The organism is Mucilaginibacter terrae (assembly GCF_031951985.1).
Classification (GTDB): domain Bacteria; phylum Bacteroidota; class Bacteroidia; order Sphingobacteriales; family Sphingobacteriaceae; genus Mucilaginibacter; species Mucilaginibacter terrae_A.
Genome location: NZ_JAVLVU010000001.1, coordinates 2,708,510 through 2,723,811, shown reverse-complemented (window position 1 = coordinate 2,723,811; position 15,302 = coordinate 2,708,510). Strand labels below are relative to the sequence as shown.

Here is a 15,302-nt window from a genome sequence, read left to right as displayed (position 1 = left end):
AAAAATTTAAAGGCCGATGCTTTTTGTGAAAATTGCCCGCATGCCTCATTAGAAAGGCCATTTTGTTACACAAATTTTTATTGATAGTAAAAGCTTTGCCCTACTTTAGCGTTTTAAACCTGTATTCTCCTCATGTTGAAAAACTTACTCATTACCCTGCTTTGCCTGTGCGCTATACATACTTATGCTGATACCATTAAAACCGATGTGTTGGTAATTGGCGGCAGCGCCAGTGGTACGGCGGCAGCGTTGCAATGTGCCCGCAGCAAGGTGAAAACCATTTTGGTAGAACCTGGTCCGTGGTTAGGTGGAGAGCTTACCTCGGGTGCCATGTGTGTGGTAGATGCCAACCGTAACTTGCCATCGGGTATATGGGGCGAGTTCAGGAAACACATACGCGAGTTCTACAAAAAAATGCCGGGGTATGATACCACGGTAAACGCGGTATTAAAGTTTGAACCTTATACAGGTGCGGCCATTTTAAAAAAAATGACCGACACGGTAAAAAACCTGACACTCAAACTTAATACCCCTTGGAAAACCATTAAAAAGAATGGCACCGGCTGGGAAGTAACCATTGTTGAAAAAGGCAAAACCAATACCATAAAAGCCCAAATTGTAATTGATGCTACCGGCACCGGAGATATAGCCGCTTTGGCAGGTGCAAAATTCAGCACTGGGTTTGACAGCCGTAGCAACACCGGCGAAAAACTGGCTCCCGAAGAAGCTATACCGGTAACACAGGATATTACCTGGTGTGCTATTTTAAAAGATTACGGTAAAGGTGCCGATAAAACCCTGCCCCAACCCGAAGGCTACGACCCCGAAAACTACGCCAGCCTGAAAGGTAAAGACCTGCTTAAAATGGTGCAGGGCGGCCGCATACCTAATGATAAGTTCATGCTCAAATGGAGCGATCCGGGCATCTCGTTCAAATCATCGCCCGAGCAGCTCGACCCTAAAAACCGCGAGCAGTTTTACAAAGAATGCCGCCTGCGGGTTTTGGGACTTATTTATTACCTGCAAACTGTAGGGGGGCTAAAAAATTTCAGCACTACTGATGAATTTGGTACACCCGATGGCCTGCCACCCATCCCATACATGCGCGAGTACCGCCGCGCTAACGGTAAAATACGTATGGTGCTCGATGATATTTTTACGCCGTATGACCGCAGCTCAAAACTATACCGCACTTCCATTGCCGTAGGCGATGCCTCACCGGGGCAGCATTATGTTGATAAGCGCGGTCCGCAAACAGCTTATCCGCCGTTCCCGGCATATAGCATTCCGTTGGGTACTGTGGTGCTTAAGGACGTAGATAATTTGCTGGTTACCGAAAAGGCATTATCAACCACGCATTTGGTAAGCGCAAGTACATTTTATCCATCGGTGCAAATGGTTTTGGGCCAGGGGGCAGGTTGCGTTGCCGCTTACTGTGCTTTTTTTAAAACCACTACTAAAAACTTAAATGTACGTGTTGTACAAGGCGAATTACTGGATTTTAAAGGATACCTGTTGCCGTTTTCAGACGTGCCGCTTACCGATCCAAACTTCAGAGCTATACAACAGGTTAGCGCTACAGGTATGCTTAAAGGCGTACAAAAGGTAAACGGAAAAACAGCTCCGGTACTTTTTAATGCCGATAGCCTGGTAACCACGGCCGAAGTTGAACCGGCCATTAGGGAGATTTATACCCGTGCCTTTTTATGGTTTAATAAAGAGAAACCTGGCACTCAGTTTACGGTGGGCAATCTGCTTTCTTTTATAAGCGAAATTACGCTTACTGAGCCCAAAGTATTGCGGTCTACCATGGAAAAGCAATGGAAAGAAACCTTTAAGTTTACCCTGCCTTATGATATGAACCGCCCGCTTACCCGCCGCGAGTTTGCCGTGCTCACCAATAAATATTTAAACCCCTTTGCCCGCACGGTTGATTTAACCGGTAAACTGGTGAATTAAAGGACTGAGATTCAAGATTACAGAATCAAGAATACAGACGGATATTTTATTTAACATATAAAAACCAAAACAGCCCGCTAAATGCCGGGCTGTTTTGGTTTATAGAATAAGGGCTATTACGGGCGTACAGGACGTTGCTGTCTTTGCTGTTCGCGTTGTTGTTGCCTTTGCTGGTCTTGCTGTTGGCGCTGTTGTTCCTGCTGCTGGCGTTGCTGGTCTTGTTGTTGTTGGCGCTGTTGCTCAGCTTGTTGACGACGCTGTTCCTGCTGTTGTTGCCTTTGCTGTTCCTGTTGCTGGCGTTGCTGATCTTGTTGCTGTTGACGCTGTTGTTGCCTTTGCTGTTCCTGTTGCTGGCGTTGCTGGTCTTGTTGCTGTTGGCGCTGTTGATCCTGCTGCTGACGACGTTGCTCTTGTTGCTGTTGCCTTTGTTGTTCCTGTTGCTGCTGACGCTGTTGCTCGGCTTGCTGTTGTCTTTGCTGATCCTGCTGCTGACGCTGCTGAGCATCTTGCTGTTCGCGTTGCTGACGGCGTTGCTCGGCCTGTTGCTGCCTTTGCTGGTCTTGCTGCTGGCGTTGCTGATCAGTTTGTTGCTGCTGATTTTGTTGTTCGCGTTGCTGACGACGTTGTTCAGCCTGTTGCTGCCTTTGCTGATCTTGCTGCTGGCGTTGTTGATCAGTTTGTTGTTGCTGGTTTTGCTGATCTCTTTGCTGGCGGCGTTGTTCTATTTGTTGCCTGCGCTGGTCGGCTTGTTGCTGGCGCTGCTCGTCGGTCATTTGCTGATTTTGCTGATCCCTTTGCTGGCGGCGTTGTTCCATTTGTTGCCTGCGCTGGTCGGCTTGTTGCTGGCGTTGCTCATCAGTTAGTTGACCGTTTTGCTGTTCGCGTTGCTGACGGCGTTGCTCCATTTGCTGACGCTGCTCATCGGTCATCTGGCCCTGATTGGGTCTTGACTGGCGGCGACGGTCGTCATTACCTTGCTGATCGCGGCGGTTATTAGCATCCTCGCGGCGTTGCTGCAACTGCTGGTCGGTTAAAACCTGCTGTCCGTCCTGCTGGCGGCGGCGGTTATCCTGCTCATCGCGGGTGCGGTTAGGCACACGGTCGGTACCACCACGGGTTGGGCGGGCACCGGGGCGATTGTTATCGTTATTAACCCTAACTATGTTACGGTTATTGTCATCATTACCTCGGGCCACATTGGCCAAACGGGCGGCATTATCAGGGCGGTTAGTACGACCACTGCGGTTACCGATACTCCAACCCGGATTGGCGTTGCGGTAAGCCCTTCCATCAACCACGCGGTTAGGGCGGGCATTATCAACCCTGCGTACCTGTGGGCGGTAAATGTTAATAGTGGTGTTGTTAATGTAGTTACGGCTTGGGCGGCTAATGTTACGAATATTGTAAACTGTTACCCTGCTGCGGGTTGCACGCTCAATATCAATGCGGCGCGGACCGCATACATACCTGCTGTTGTTACGGTTATAAAAATTATTTATGAACACGGTACGACCGAAGAATGATGCAAACCTTACTCTCGGTACATAATAATTGTAAATAACCGGGCTGTAAATGTACATCTGCGGAGCAAAAGTCCAGTAATCATATGATGGTTCGTTGGCGTAATAGTAAGCATCATCTAAACTGGCATCGGGGCCAAGTGGTGCCCATCCGTAGTAGTTGTCTCCGCTGCGCCAGTCAACCCAGGCCGGTCCCCATTCGTAATCGGGTATCCATTCCCAGCCATAGTAATCATCAAATTTCCAGCGGCCATAGTGAAACGGTGCCCATCCCCATTCATAATCTGATACCCAAGTATTGCCATACTCGGTCATGGCCCAATGGCCGTTAGTAGCGTAGGGTTTAAAATCCTGGTCAACATCGGGTACCCAAACGGTGCCATGGTCGGGGTCGTCAACCCAGGTGCCATAAGGCGAAAGCTGGTCGTAAAAATCCTGAAAAGTGATTTCATCATCCTGCGCGGCAGCTTTTTGAGGTATTGCCATGGTACTTAATAAAGCCAGGCAGGCAACACTTATATATTTAACAATCCATTTCATTGCTGGTGGTATTAATTGGTGCGTATAATGTTTCGACACTATTAAATCAAAAGCGTTTAATGGCTGTTATTGTTTTTGCCCTGCTCAAACCCTCGCCGGAGGGAGAGCTTTAAGTCCCAGGTTTTTAAGCCTCCCTTTCCGGGGGAGATTTAGAGGGGGCTATGGGGTTTGGGAGGGGCTGTTATTTTTAGTAATTTTACATCATATTACCTCAAAACTGATTATTATGAGTACAGTAAATATTCCACGGCTCGATTTAGATACCTATAAAAATGGTGATGCTGAAAGCCGTAAAGCATTTTCGGATGCTATTGGTAAAGCTTTTAACGAAACCGGGTTTGTAACCATTACCAACCATGGCCTGAGCAAAGAGCTTATTGATAGCCTTTACGCCCAGGTAAAAGCCTTGTTTGCTTTACCCGAAGATATAAAGCTGAAATACGAAAAACCCGAGTTGGCCGGTCAGCGTGGTTATACCAGCAAGGGCAAAGAAACTGCCAAAGGCTTTAAAGTGCCCGACCTGAAGGAGTTTTGGCAAATTGGCCAAACCGTAACCGACGGCGACCCGATAAAAGAGCAATACCCCGACAACGTTTATGTTGACGAACTGCCCGATTTTAACACCGTAACCCGCGAGATTTACCAAAAGCTGGAAGCCGCAGGTACCATGCTACTCGAGGCTATTGCCGTGTATTTAGAATTGCCCAAAGATTACTTTTACGATAAAGTGCACAACGGTAACTCTATACTGCGCACCCTGCACTACTTCCCTATTGAAGATCCTGACGCTTTAGCGCCAGATGCTGTGCGTGCCGGTGCCCATGAGGATATTAACTTAATTACCCTGCTGATTGGTGCAAGCGCTGATGGTTTAGAGGTATTGACCCGCGACAATGAGTGGTTCCCGATTAAGGCCCATGGCGAAGACGTGGTTGTAAACGTAGGCGACATGTTACAACGTTTAACCAATAACAAGTTAAAATCAACCACCCACCGTGTAGTTAATCCGCCGCGCGAGCAAATGAAGTATTCGCGCTTCTCGGTGCCGTTCTTTTTGCACCCAAAATCAGATATGGATTTAACCAGCCTCGAAAGCACCATAGATGAGCAACACCCCAAAGTTTACAGCGACATGACCGCCGGCGAATACCTGGATGAAAGGTTAAGAGAGATTGGGTTGAAGAAATAGCCCCACCTAAATCCTCCCCGGGCGGGAGGACTTTAAGATAATTAACCCCGAATAAAGCAGTAATGCTTTTTATTCGGGGTTTTCTTTTGATAATAAGTTTGCTCATAAAAGCCCTCCCTCCCCGCGGAGGGTTTGGGTGGGGCTATTTTTTTCCATCCCTCATGTAACCTTTTTCATTTTAAACAGTCTGTTGTAAAAACCGAATCCAACCTTATCATGAAAAAAGTATTATTACTCATAGCCGTTTGCTTGTTAACTCTTAACGTGATGGCGCAATTGCTGGAGCCTGGTAAACAAGTATACAAAAGCCCTAAACTTAAAGATGCAATCAAAGAGCACCATCTGGTAGCCATTTTACCATTCGAGGCACATATAACTTATCGCAAAGTTCCTAAAAGTTTTGATTCGGTAGCGCATATACAAGAGGAAAAAGACTTAGCCCTGCAGGTGCAGTTTGAAGTGTATACCTCTTTAATGCGCGAGTTTTTTAAATATAAAGTACGCTTCCAAAATACTACAGAAACTAACCGGCTGTTACAACAGGCAGGCATGATTGAAAGCCTGGATGTTTACAGCAAAGATGAAATTGCCAAAGCTTTAGGCGTTGATGCTGTTATTTGCGGCGATTTTGTGCGCAAAGAAAATACCCCGAATGTTGGCACCGTAACCGCCGCTGTGTTTGGTTACAACAAAACCGCCGAAGTAACCCTCTCTCTCAAAATAGCCAATGGCGCTGATGGCGAGGTACTATGGGCCTACACCAAACGCATGAACGAAATGGGAGCCCCTGAAGCCAAAGATGCCTTTGAGCGCCAGATGGATAAACTCACCCGCAATTTGCCATATACAAGAGGCGTGTTTTCGGTGTTTTAGTTTTAGGAAAGAGCCATATTCCCCTCCCGTCATTGCGAGGTACGAAGCAATCTCTGAACTATGCATGAACGCTTTGCATTCGCAGAGATTGCTTCGTACCTCGCAATGACGCGTTCTTTATAATTGCCGCTTCGGGTGATAAAGAAAAATCTTGTTCCCAAGGATAAGCTTTGCAAATTGAACAGGATCTCTCACTATCGTTTGAGATGACAAAATGGGATAGGTTATGAACAACTACTCACTATTCCACAATTCACCACTCACTAATACTTATACCTATTCCCCCAAAGCTTCTTCAACTTCTCTCTCGCTTCGTTTTCCCGGGCGTTGCTGCCGGGATCGTAAAGCTTGGTGCCTTTAATTTCGTCGGGTAAAAAGTCCTGATCGGTAAAGTTGCCTTCGTAACTGTGGGCATATTTATAGTCCTTACCATAGCCAATGTTTTTCATGAGCTTGGTTGGTGCATTACGCAGGTGCAAGGGCACGGGCAGGTCGCCGGTTTGGCGTACCAGGTCCATGGCAGTGCCAATGGCCATATAGCTGGCATTGCTCTTGGCCGATGTTGCCAAATAAACAGCCGTTTGCGATAGGATGATACGCGCCTCGGGCATACCAATTACATTTACCGCTTCAAAACAGCTTTGCGCCAGCAATAGGGCATTAGGATTGGCATTGCCAATATCTTCGGATGCGAGGATGAGCATACGGCGGGCAATAAATGAGGGGTCTTCGCCGCCTACCAGCATACGGGCCAGCCAGTATACGGCACCGTTAGGGTCGCTCCCCCGCATAGATTTAATGAAGGCCGAAATAATATCGTAATGTTGCTCGCCCGCCTTATCATACAGTGCCATGTTTTGCTGCACATTTTTGAGCACGGCGTCATTGGTTACCACAATTTTGGGTGCATCAATGGCATTGAGCAACAGCTCGAAAATATTGAGCAGTTTACGCGCATCTCCACCCGACAGGCGTAATAATGCTTCATGCTCTTTAATGGTGATTTTTTTGGTTTTTAGCACCTCGTCGTCCTGCATGGCTTTATTGAGGAGGGCTACTAAATCATCCTCATGCAGGTGCTGTAAAATATAGACCTGGCATCGCGACAGCAAAGCCGATATAACCTCGAACGACGGGTTTTCAGTAGTGGCACCAATCAGCGTAACGATGCCGCGTTCAACCGCACCCAACAGCGAGTCTTGCTGCGATTTGGAGAAACGGTGTATCTCATCAATAAACAAAACCGGTAGTGTTTGCCCGCCTTGTTTGAGTAATGATGCTTTTTCGATTACCTCGCGCACATCTTTAACGCCAGAGTTAATTGCGCTAAGGGCAAAAAACGGCCTTTTGAGGTTTTGCGAAATAATATACGCCAGTGTGGTTTTACCTACCCCCGGTGGCCCCCAAAAAATCATCGACGGCAGATTGCCTGACTCGATGGCCTTGCGCAGTACGGCTCCCTGCCCAACCAGGTGTTTTTGCCCAACATAATCATCGAGCGTTTTGGGGCGCATACGTTCGGCCAATGGCGGCAGGTTATTCATATGGGTAAATTTCGCGTTTGTTGGGTCGGAATCCTAATTTATTTAGTAAGGAAGTATTGTTGTGATGGTTCATGCCAGCATGAGCTTACGAGAAATCTTATAAAGCTTATAGCTTACCAAGCGTATAGCATTTCTCGTACCTCGAAATGACAATGGGGTTTACAGCGCATGCTCACTCGTAACTCCTTAACCTGTTCCTCAATATCTGCATTTCCTGCTGCATCGTATCAATACGTTCCAACAGGTGAGTTATGGCTTCAATGCCTTCGGGGTTAATGCCCAGGTCGGTGTGCAAGCGTACCATGCGCTCCAGTCGCGGGAGCTCATAAACCGGGATGTAGCTTACCTTGTCTATAATATTTAGCTCGAGTAAACCTGCATCGTGAAACATACTGATAACGGTGTACTCAATGTGATGATAGCTGCAAAAATCGTTTACGGGGGTTAACTGCTCTGTTGCCATGGTTATTTACGGTTAGCCAGTTGTTTAAATAGTTCTATTTGCTCGTTGGTAAGGTTTGTTGGCAGCTGTATATTGTAGGTAAGGTACAAGTCGCCAAACTCGTCGGCTTTTTTGTAAACGGGCATGCCCTTGCCTTTAAGTTTCACCTGTGTACCGTTCTGCGTTTCGGGTTTTACTTTTACCTTAACCTGCCCGGTAAGGGTATCGGAGGTAATTTCGCCACCTAAAACAGCCGTGTACAAATCGAGCGGAACGGTTGCCAGCAGATCATTGCCCCTGCGTTTAAAGCGGGCATCATCGGCAATTATAAAGGTGATATACAAATCGCCCGCCGGGCCACCGTTTACACCCGCGCTACCATGCCCTGCAATTTTTATGGTTTGCCCGTTCTCCACACCTGCCGGTATGGTTATGCGTATGTTTTTTCCGTTAACTGTAAGCGTTTGCTTGTGCGTTTCGGCGGCTTCCTGCAAGGTTAGCTGCAACTGCGCATTAAAATCCTGTCCGCGGTAACGTGCCTGTTGCCTGCCACTACCGCCACCGGCACCGCCAAACATGGATTGAAAGAAATCGGAAAAATCGCCGCCCTCATCGCCAAACGATTCAAAGTTATAACCGCCCTGCTGACCGCCGCCCTGATAACCGTGCGATTGACGGTCCTGCTGCTGCCGGGCTTGTTCATAAGCATCGGCATGTTGCCAGTTTTCTCCGTACTGGTCGTATTTTTTGCGCTTCTCGGCATCGGTGAGTACCTCGTTAGCTTCATTTATCTCCTGAAACTTTTTGTTAGCTTCCGAATCATTAGGGTTAAGATCGGGGTGATATTTACGGGCCAGCTTGCGGTAGGCATTTTTAATCTCCTTTTCGGTAGCTGTTTTTTCGACCCCTAAAATTTTATAGTAATCAACAAAGGCCATGGTTTTTTAAATATTGCTTATTGCAATTTAAGTGTATAACAGCGGAGAAGGTATAAGGTTGAGGTAAATTTTGCATCTGTCGTTAGTTTATCTCTTGGTGAGCGCTCAATTGCCGCTAAGGCTGTTAGTTATTCACATTGTGTTTATTTTCAGAGGTGTTCATGAGCGTCGCTAACGCTAAGTTTGGCATAGCCCCAAAGTAGCAAAAGGCCTATTCATCGCAATCCCTGCCATCCCACAGGCAGCTCCCGGCCGGGTGCGCTGAATGCCCCGCGCTCTTTAAAGCACATGAATCGGTCAGAAAAAGTAATTCTGTAAATCCTTTAATTTTGGCCAATTTTAGTTCAAATACTTTCTCTTCGTCACCTCCCAGCTTCGGGGCGAAAGCGGGGCAGCACAGGATGGCCTGTGCGACGGGAAAGGGCCTTTTAGATTTTGCTGAAGCCAAGGCCTAAGAGCGAATGAAGTAGGGCAAAAGATAACCAGCCCGTGGTGCTGCCGGGCTTTGCAGCGCAGGCATTGTGCGAAAAACGAAGCATTGTGGAGGTGACTTGATTTTTTGCTATCTTTTGTATCAAGACAAAAGTAGTAGCCTCCGCGGCAATGAGCGGTAGAAAAGCGATAAGCAAACGCCGTATAACAAAATTTCTAATTCACCAACTCCCGCTGATACTTATTTTTATACTCAATAGGCGATAAGCCCGTAATACGCTTAAACGTACTGCGGAAAGCCTTGGTATCGGTATAGCCTACGTTGTACATTACCTCGTTTACGCTGTCGCGGGTGTTTTCGAGGTTCATTTTGGCGGCTTCTATTTTTACGCGTTGTATGTATTCTACCACGGTATTGGCGGTTGCCTTTTTAAAACGACGCTCCAGGTTTCGGCGGCCGAGCGCAAACATCGAGGCCAGCTGTTCTACCGTAATTTTTTCCTGGTAGTTTTGTTCAATATATTCCTGCGCTTTTTTTATGGGGTCGTCGGTATGGTCTTTTTGCCCCTGGAAGATGATGAACGGCGATTGGCTGCTACGCTCCATTTCTATGGCAAAAACCTTAGAACTGAGAATAGCCATTTCGCGCCCGGCAAACTTTTCAATCAAATACAAAATGAGGTTAAGATATGAAAAAGCACCGCCGCTGGAGTAAATACCCTGCTCATCGGTAATAATTTTCTCGGTCACCAGTTCCACATCGGGGAACATTTGCTTAAAGGCGTTAGCGGCCATCCAGTGTGTGGCACATTTATGGCCATTGAGCAACCCGGTAGAAGCCAGCAGGAAGGCACCTAAACACAAACTGGCTACCTCAGAGCCTGCTGCGCGTTGTTTGATGATCCACGGAATAAAATCTTTATTGTTTTCGATGGCCTGGTTCAGGTCGCCGTCGAGGGCGGGGATGATAATGAGGTCGGTTTTTTTAACATCATCAATTACCAGGTCGGTATTTACTGTAAATAGTCCGCCGGTAATGGGGGTATGGGTATTTAGCCCTACCAGCTGCACTTTAAATATCGGGGGCATGCCTTTGGCGGCAAAAAACTGGTTTACTTGCGTAAGTAACTGTCTTGAGCCTTCCAGGCTGCCCAGTATAGCTCCTTTAGGTACTAAAATTGATATGTGCTTCATAACTCAAAGCTAATGTAAAGTATTGTCGCAATCAACCCCTCAAATTGCCGTAAAGCGCACTCACCGCGCGCCGGGTATTAGCCTACCTTTGTAATATGCCTTGTTAATGAGGCGGTTGCAAAGTGAATAAAGATGCGCAAAGTGGTACTATCGGTAAATATAACCATGAACGGCATGATGGCCGGGCCCAATGGCGAGCTCGACTGGCATTACGAATATTGGAGCGATGAAATCGCCCATGAGAGCCATGCCCTGCTGCAAAGCATGGGCGCCATACTGGTAGGCCGCATTACGTACGAAGCCATGTTGAAACACTGGAGCCAGGTAGCTATAAGCCCGTATCAACCACCCAAGACAGGAGGTATGCCAAACTGATTTGCGGTTTGCCCAAAATAGTATTTTCTACCACGTTGCAGCAAATTAGCAGGCCGCAATCAAAACTGGCAAAGGGCAATTTAAACCGCGAAGTATTATATTTAAAGCAACAACCCGGGGCCGATATTATATCGTGGGGAGGCGTAAACATGGCGCACTCGCTCATAAAGGCAGGGTTAATTGATGTGTACCTGTTATGGGTGGCCCCGGTGGTTTTAAAGCAAGGCGTGCCCCTGTTTTTAATTAAAGAAAGGCCGGCGCTCAGGCTCATCAAAACACATCATTTTACCAATGGCGTGGTGCTTTTTTATTACGAACCCGAATACAATTTACTAAACACAAACACTTAAAAACATGAAAAGACTTGATGCTTACCTATTTTTTGATGGCAACTGTAACGAAGCCATGAACTTTTACAAAGAAACTTTTGGCGGCGAACTATTTGTAATGAAAGTAGGCGAATCTCCGGCAAAAGACCAGTTTCCCGAATCAATGGCGGATACCGTGCTGCATGCCTGCCTTAAAGTTAGCGATGTGATGATTATGGCATCAGACAACTGCATGGGCGGCGATTTGCCCAAAGGTAAAGATGTAAGCCTGAGCCTGAGCTGCGAAAGCAGAGCAGAGGTAGACCAGCTGTTTGATAAACTGAGCACCGGTGGCCAGCCCATGATGCCTCCTAAAGAAGAGTTTTGGGGCGATTACTTCGGTTCGTTAACTGATAAATACGGCTTTAACTGGATGCTTGCTTTTCCTGTTGCCAAGCCGTAATGGCTGAGCGCTTATTTATCATGCTAAACAATTAAAATTATGAAAAAAAACAAGATAATTTATTGGATACTTACCGGCCTGTTCCTGTTTGTAATGGTGGGCAGCGCCATACCCGATGTACTGGTGCAGGATATAGCCGTACAAGGCTTTAAAGAAATGCAGATGCCTGCTTACCTGTTACCCTTTGTGGGCGTAGCCAAAATACTGGGGGCAATAGCCATTTTAATTCCGGGCTATCCGCGCATTAAAGAGTGGGCTTACGCCGGGCTGATTTTTGATTTAATTGGCGCGGTTTACTCGGTGGCGGCCTCTGGCAAATCGGTAGAAAACTGGGCGCCTATGCTTCTCTTTATTGCCCTGGGCGTTGCCTCCTATTTTTATTACCACAAGTTGCAAAAAGCTAAAGAGTTGCACAAGCCCAATCAAAACTTGCAGGATAATGTAGCATCGGCAAGCATTCAATCGTCATTTATATAACACTCACTATATGCAAGCAAACAGCAACATAGAACCACGCTTACAAACCGGATGCGCACAACCCTATGTTGCTATTGCTATTCAAGTAACACTCAAAGAGTGGAATAAAGGCAACACTCTGGCTAACGAAGTAAAGGAGTGGCTGCAAGGTAAAGAGGCTAAAATTGCCGGTCCGCTGTTTTACCGCTATTATGTTATGGGCGATGCCGAAAAACCTTTTCATATCGAAGTTGGGTTCCCGGTATCGGCATTTATTGAGGGCGACAGCAGGGTAATAACCGGGCATGTACCTGATGGTAGTTTTGCTACGCTGATACATTGCGGTCACCCTGATCAATTGGAGCAAACTTTTGAAGTGCTTGATGCATGGGCAAAAGAACAGCATCTTAAATGGAAGAAGAGCGATGGCAAGAAAGATGTTTGGGCAGGCCGCTTCGAGTTTTTTATGAACGTTGATGAACCCGATATGAATAACTGGCGAACGGCAATTGCTGTTTTAATTGATGGATAGTTGCTCCTTGAGCATATTTAATTCGCAAATAGTGTAACGCTTACTCATTTTGCGTGTCTTGTAAATATCTTATGTAAGTATTTACTAACTATCTATGCTGAAACTGACTGCCTTATCCTGTCTTATTTTTATTTCAACCATGGTTGCCGCGCAAACGGGTAATATTAACGGTAAAATAACCGATGCCCAAAGCGAAGCCTTAAATGCCGCTACGGTTACCTTAACCGGTTACCCTGATTCATCCATCCGCAAGAATACTTTGGCCAATGCTGAGGGTAAATTCAGTTTTGCCAACCTTGCTTTTGGCAAGTACCGCATGAGCATATCGCTTATGGGCTATAACAAATATACATCTGAACCCATTGCTGTTGATGCCGGAAATGCCAGCGTAAACTTACCGGTTATTATACTTACGCCAAGCTCAACCATGCTGAAAGGGGTTGAAGTAACCTCGAAAAAAGCATTTGTAGAGCAGAAGATAGACCGCGTGGTGGTTAACCCCGATGCGTTGATTGCCAATGCCGGTACCGCGGCGTTTGAGGTGCTGAGCCAATCGCCCGGTGTACAGATTGATCAGAACGGTGCCATTAGCTTTAAAGGGAAGAACGGGGTGCAAGTGTTTATTGACGATAAGCCAACTTATCTTTCAGGGGCCGATCTGGAAAGCTACCTGCGCTCGCTGCCCTCCTCATCGCTCGACCAAATTGAGTTGATGGCTAACCCGCCTGCCAAATATGATGCCGCCGGAAATGCCGGGGTAATTAACATCAAGCTAAAAAAGAATAAGGCCATTGGTTTTAACGGCGCTTTAAACGTTGCAGCCACACGAGGCCGTTATACACGTACCAATAACAGCGTAAACTTTAATTATCGGCACAATAAGCTTAACCTGTTTGGTAATCTAAGCTATAACTATCAAAACACCTTTACCGATTTAGATATTAACCGTCGCTACCTTAATGCCGATGGCAGCAGTCGTGGCTTTTTTGCCCAAAATTCATTTATTCGCCGTACCGGGCATGGCTTGAGTTCGAAAGTTGGAGCCGATTATTATGCCAGCGATAATACCACTTTAGGCATCGTACTCACCGGAACGCTTCGCCCGGGAGGCAACAATGTAAACAATGTGAGCGATTTGCTGAATGCCTCGGGGAAGTTAGATTCAACCATTGTGGCACTTAATAAACAAGATTCAAAATTCAGGAACGGTGGCGTGAATGCCAATTACCGCCATCAGTTTGGTAAAACCGGGCGCCAAGTTACTGCCGATGTTGACTACATAGCCTATTCAACCGACAACGACCAGTTGTTTGACAACTATACATACCTGCCCGGCCGTGTATTTAAATCGCAGGATATATTAACCGGGAAGCTGCCGGCACACATCGATATTTTCTCTTTAAAGTCTGATTATACGCATCCTTTTAAAGGTGGCTATAACTTTGATGCAGGGGTGAAGGCCAGTTACACTAAAACCGATAATGTGGCCGATTACACCCTTATGGCCAACAACATTACCCGGCCCGATTATGACAAGAGCAATCACTTTATTTATAAAGAAAATATTAACGCCGCATACGTTAACCTGAGCAAAGAGTTTAAAAAAATATCGTTCCAGGCGGGTTTACGGTTGGAAAATACCCAGTCAGACGGTCACCAGTTAGGTAATATCGAAAAGCCCGATTCTGCTTTTACGCGCCGTTACACCAACTTATTTCCTACATTTTATGTGTCGTATAAGGTAGATACGTCATCGAACAATCAACTGGGTTTCAATTTTGGCCGCCGCATTAACCGTCCGTTTTACCAGGATTTAAATCCCTTTATTTCGCCGTTAGATAAGTTTACCTATTATGTGGGTAACCCATTCCTGAAGCCAACTTTCTCTAATGTGTTCTCGTTATCGCACACGTATAAAAACAAAATTACCACCACCCTGAGTTACAGTAAAGACCGCGACCAGGTGAACGAAACCATCGAAATTATTAATGGCACCTATTACAGTCGCCCAGGCAATTTGGGGAACATAACGGTAAAAAGTGTATCGGTAAATGCCAACCATGATTTTGCCAAATGGCTAACCTTTAGCGGTTATACTGAGGTAACCAACATTCATTCGGTGAGCGATTTTTATACCGGCAGGTTAGATACCAAAGGCACGTTTTGGTTTGTACAGCCCACCCTTCAGTTTAAGTTAACCAAAACCTGGACCGCCGAACTGAATGGCATGTACCGCACTAAAATTACCAACGCGCAATTTATTTTGCGCGAAACCGGCCGCATTAACGCTGGTGTGCAAAAAAAGCTATCTACGGCCAGCACGCTTAAACTCAATGTAAACGATATTTTTTATTCGAACATTAACAGGGGTATTATTAATAACCTGGCCAATACCGAAGCCAACTGGACTAACCGTACCGATTCGCGTTTTATAACCGTATCATACAGCTACCGTTTTGGCAAGGCCATATCAAACCAGCGTAAACACGATGCCAACGGCGCAGGCGACGAGCAAAACAGGGTAAAAGGTTCGTAAG

The 15,302-nt window shown here is 46.4% G+C and carries 14 protein-coding genes; 9 read left to right on the top strand and 5 right to left on the bottom strand.

The features are described 5' to 3' along the window. Positions 1-132 precede the first annotated feature (132 nt). The gene (locus QE417_RS11480; RefSeq protein WP_311950038.1) at positions 133-1,959 is read left to right on the top strand and encodes an FAD-dependent oxidoreductase; all 1,827 of its coding nucleotides are present in this window, start codon (positions 133-135) and stop codon (positions 1,957-1,959) included. A gap of 116 nt (positions 1,960-2,075) precedes the next feature. Here the strand turns inward: QE417_RS11480 and QE417_RS11475 are convergent, their stop codons facing one another. After that, positions 2,076-4,019 carry a DUF6600 domain-containing protein gene (locus QE417_RS11475; RefSeq protein ID WP_311950037.1) on the bottom strand — a complete coding sequence of 648 codons (1,944 nt, stop codon included), beginning with the start codon at positions 4,017-4,019 and terminating at the stop codon, positions 2,076-2,078. A gap of 226 nt (positions 4,020-4,245) precedes the next feature. Here QE417_RS11475 and QE417_RS11470 point away from each other — a divergent pair, with 226 nt between their 5' ends. Beyond that, complete coding sequence (locus QE417_RS11470) at positions 4,246-5,208, top strand: isopenicillin N synthase family dioxygenase (RefSeq protein WP_311950034.1); 963 nt, start codon at positions 4,246-4,248, stop codon at positions 5,206-5,208. A gap of 216 nt (positions 5,209-5,424) precedes the next feature. Then, entirely contained in the window at positions 5,425-6,081 is a 657-nt protein-coding gene (locus QE417_RS11465; protein ID WP_311950033.1) for a hypothetical protein, read from the top strand. A gap of 263 nt (positions 6,082-6,344) precedes the next feature. Here QE417_RS11465 and QE417_RS11460 read toward each other — a convergent pair whose 3' ends face one another. The 4 genes from QE417_RS11460 to QE417_RS11445 all read right to left on the bottom strand — a co-directional run bounded on the left by QE417_RS11460 (position 6,345) and on the right by QE417_RS11445 (position 10,631). Beyond that, positions 6,345-7,625 carry a replication-associated recombination protein A gene (locus tag QE417_RS11460; RefSeq protein ID WP_311950032.1) on the bottom strand — a complete coding sequence of 427 codons (1,281 nt, stop codon included), beginning with the start codon at positions 7,623-7,625 and terminating at the stop codon, positions 6,345-6,347. A gap of 172 nt (positions 7,626-7,797) precedes the next feature. Next, a complete protein-coding gene (locus QE417_RS11455; protein ID WP_311950031.1) occupies positions 7,798-8,088 on the bottom strand; it encodes a chaperone modulator CbpM in 291 nt (96 codons plus the stop codon). Between the two features lie 2 nt (positions 8,089-8,090). Then, positions 8,091-9,005 (bottom strand): J domain-containing protein, encoded by a 915-nt coding sequence (locus QE417_RS11450; protein ID WP_311950030.1) that lies wholly within the window; start codon positions 9,003-9,005, stop codon positions 8,091-8,093. A gap of 648 nt (positions 9,006-9,653) precedes the next feature. Continuing rightward, entirely contained in the window at positions 9,654-10,631 is a 978-nt protein-coding gene (locus QE417_RS11445; RefSeq protein ID WP_311950029.1) for a GlxA family transcriptional regulator, read from the bottom strand. Positions 10,632-10,763: 132 nt separating this feature from the next. On the opposite strand from QE417_RS11445, the gene QE417_RS11440 reads away from it, so the two are divergent. From QE417_RS11440 to QE417_RS11415, 6 genes are all read left to right on the top strand, one after another. Further along, positions 10,764-11,006: a dihydrofolate reductase family protein gene (locus QE417_RS11440; protein WP_311950028.1), complete on the top strand. Its 243-nt coding sequence runs from the start codon at positions 10,764-10,766 to the stop codon at positions 11,004-11,006. Positions 11,007-11,014: 8 nt separating this feature from the next. Then, positions 11,015-11,356, top strand: coding sequence for a dihydrofolate reductase family protein (locus tag QE417_RS11435; RefSeq protein WP_311950026.1), 342 nt, complete (start codon positions 11,015-11,017; stop codon positions 11,354-11,356). A gap of 4 nt (positions 11,357-11,360) precedes the next feature. Further along, a complete protein-coding gene (locus QE417_RS11430; RefSeq protein WP_311950025.1) occupies positions 11,361-11,777 on the top strand; it encodes a VOC family protein in 417 nt (138 codons plus the stop codon). Between the two features lie 39 nt (positions 11,778-11,816). Continuing rightward, positions 11,817-12,254, top strand: coding sequence for a DoxX family protein (locus tag QE417_RS11425; RefSeq protein ID WP_311950023.1), 438 nt, complete (start codon positions 11,817-11,819; stop codon positions 12,252-12,254). A gap of 10 nt (positions 12,255-12,264) precedes the next feature. Beyond that, positions 12,265-12,765: a GyrI-like domain-containing protein gene (locus QE417_RS11420; RefSeq protein WP_311950022.1), complete on the top strand. Its 501-nt coding sequence runs from the start codon at positions 12,265-12,267 to the stop codon at positions 12,763-12,765. A gap of 94 nt (positions 12,766-12,859) precedes the next feature. Further along, the gene (locus QE417_RS11415) at positions 12,860-15,301 is read left to right on the top strand and encodes a TonB-dependent receptor domain-containing protein (protein WP_311950020.1); all 2,442 of its coding nucleotides are present in this window, start codon (positions 12,860-12,862) and stop codon (positions 15,299-15,301) included. Position 15,302 lies beyond the last annotated feature (1 nt).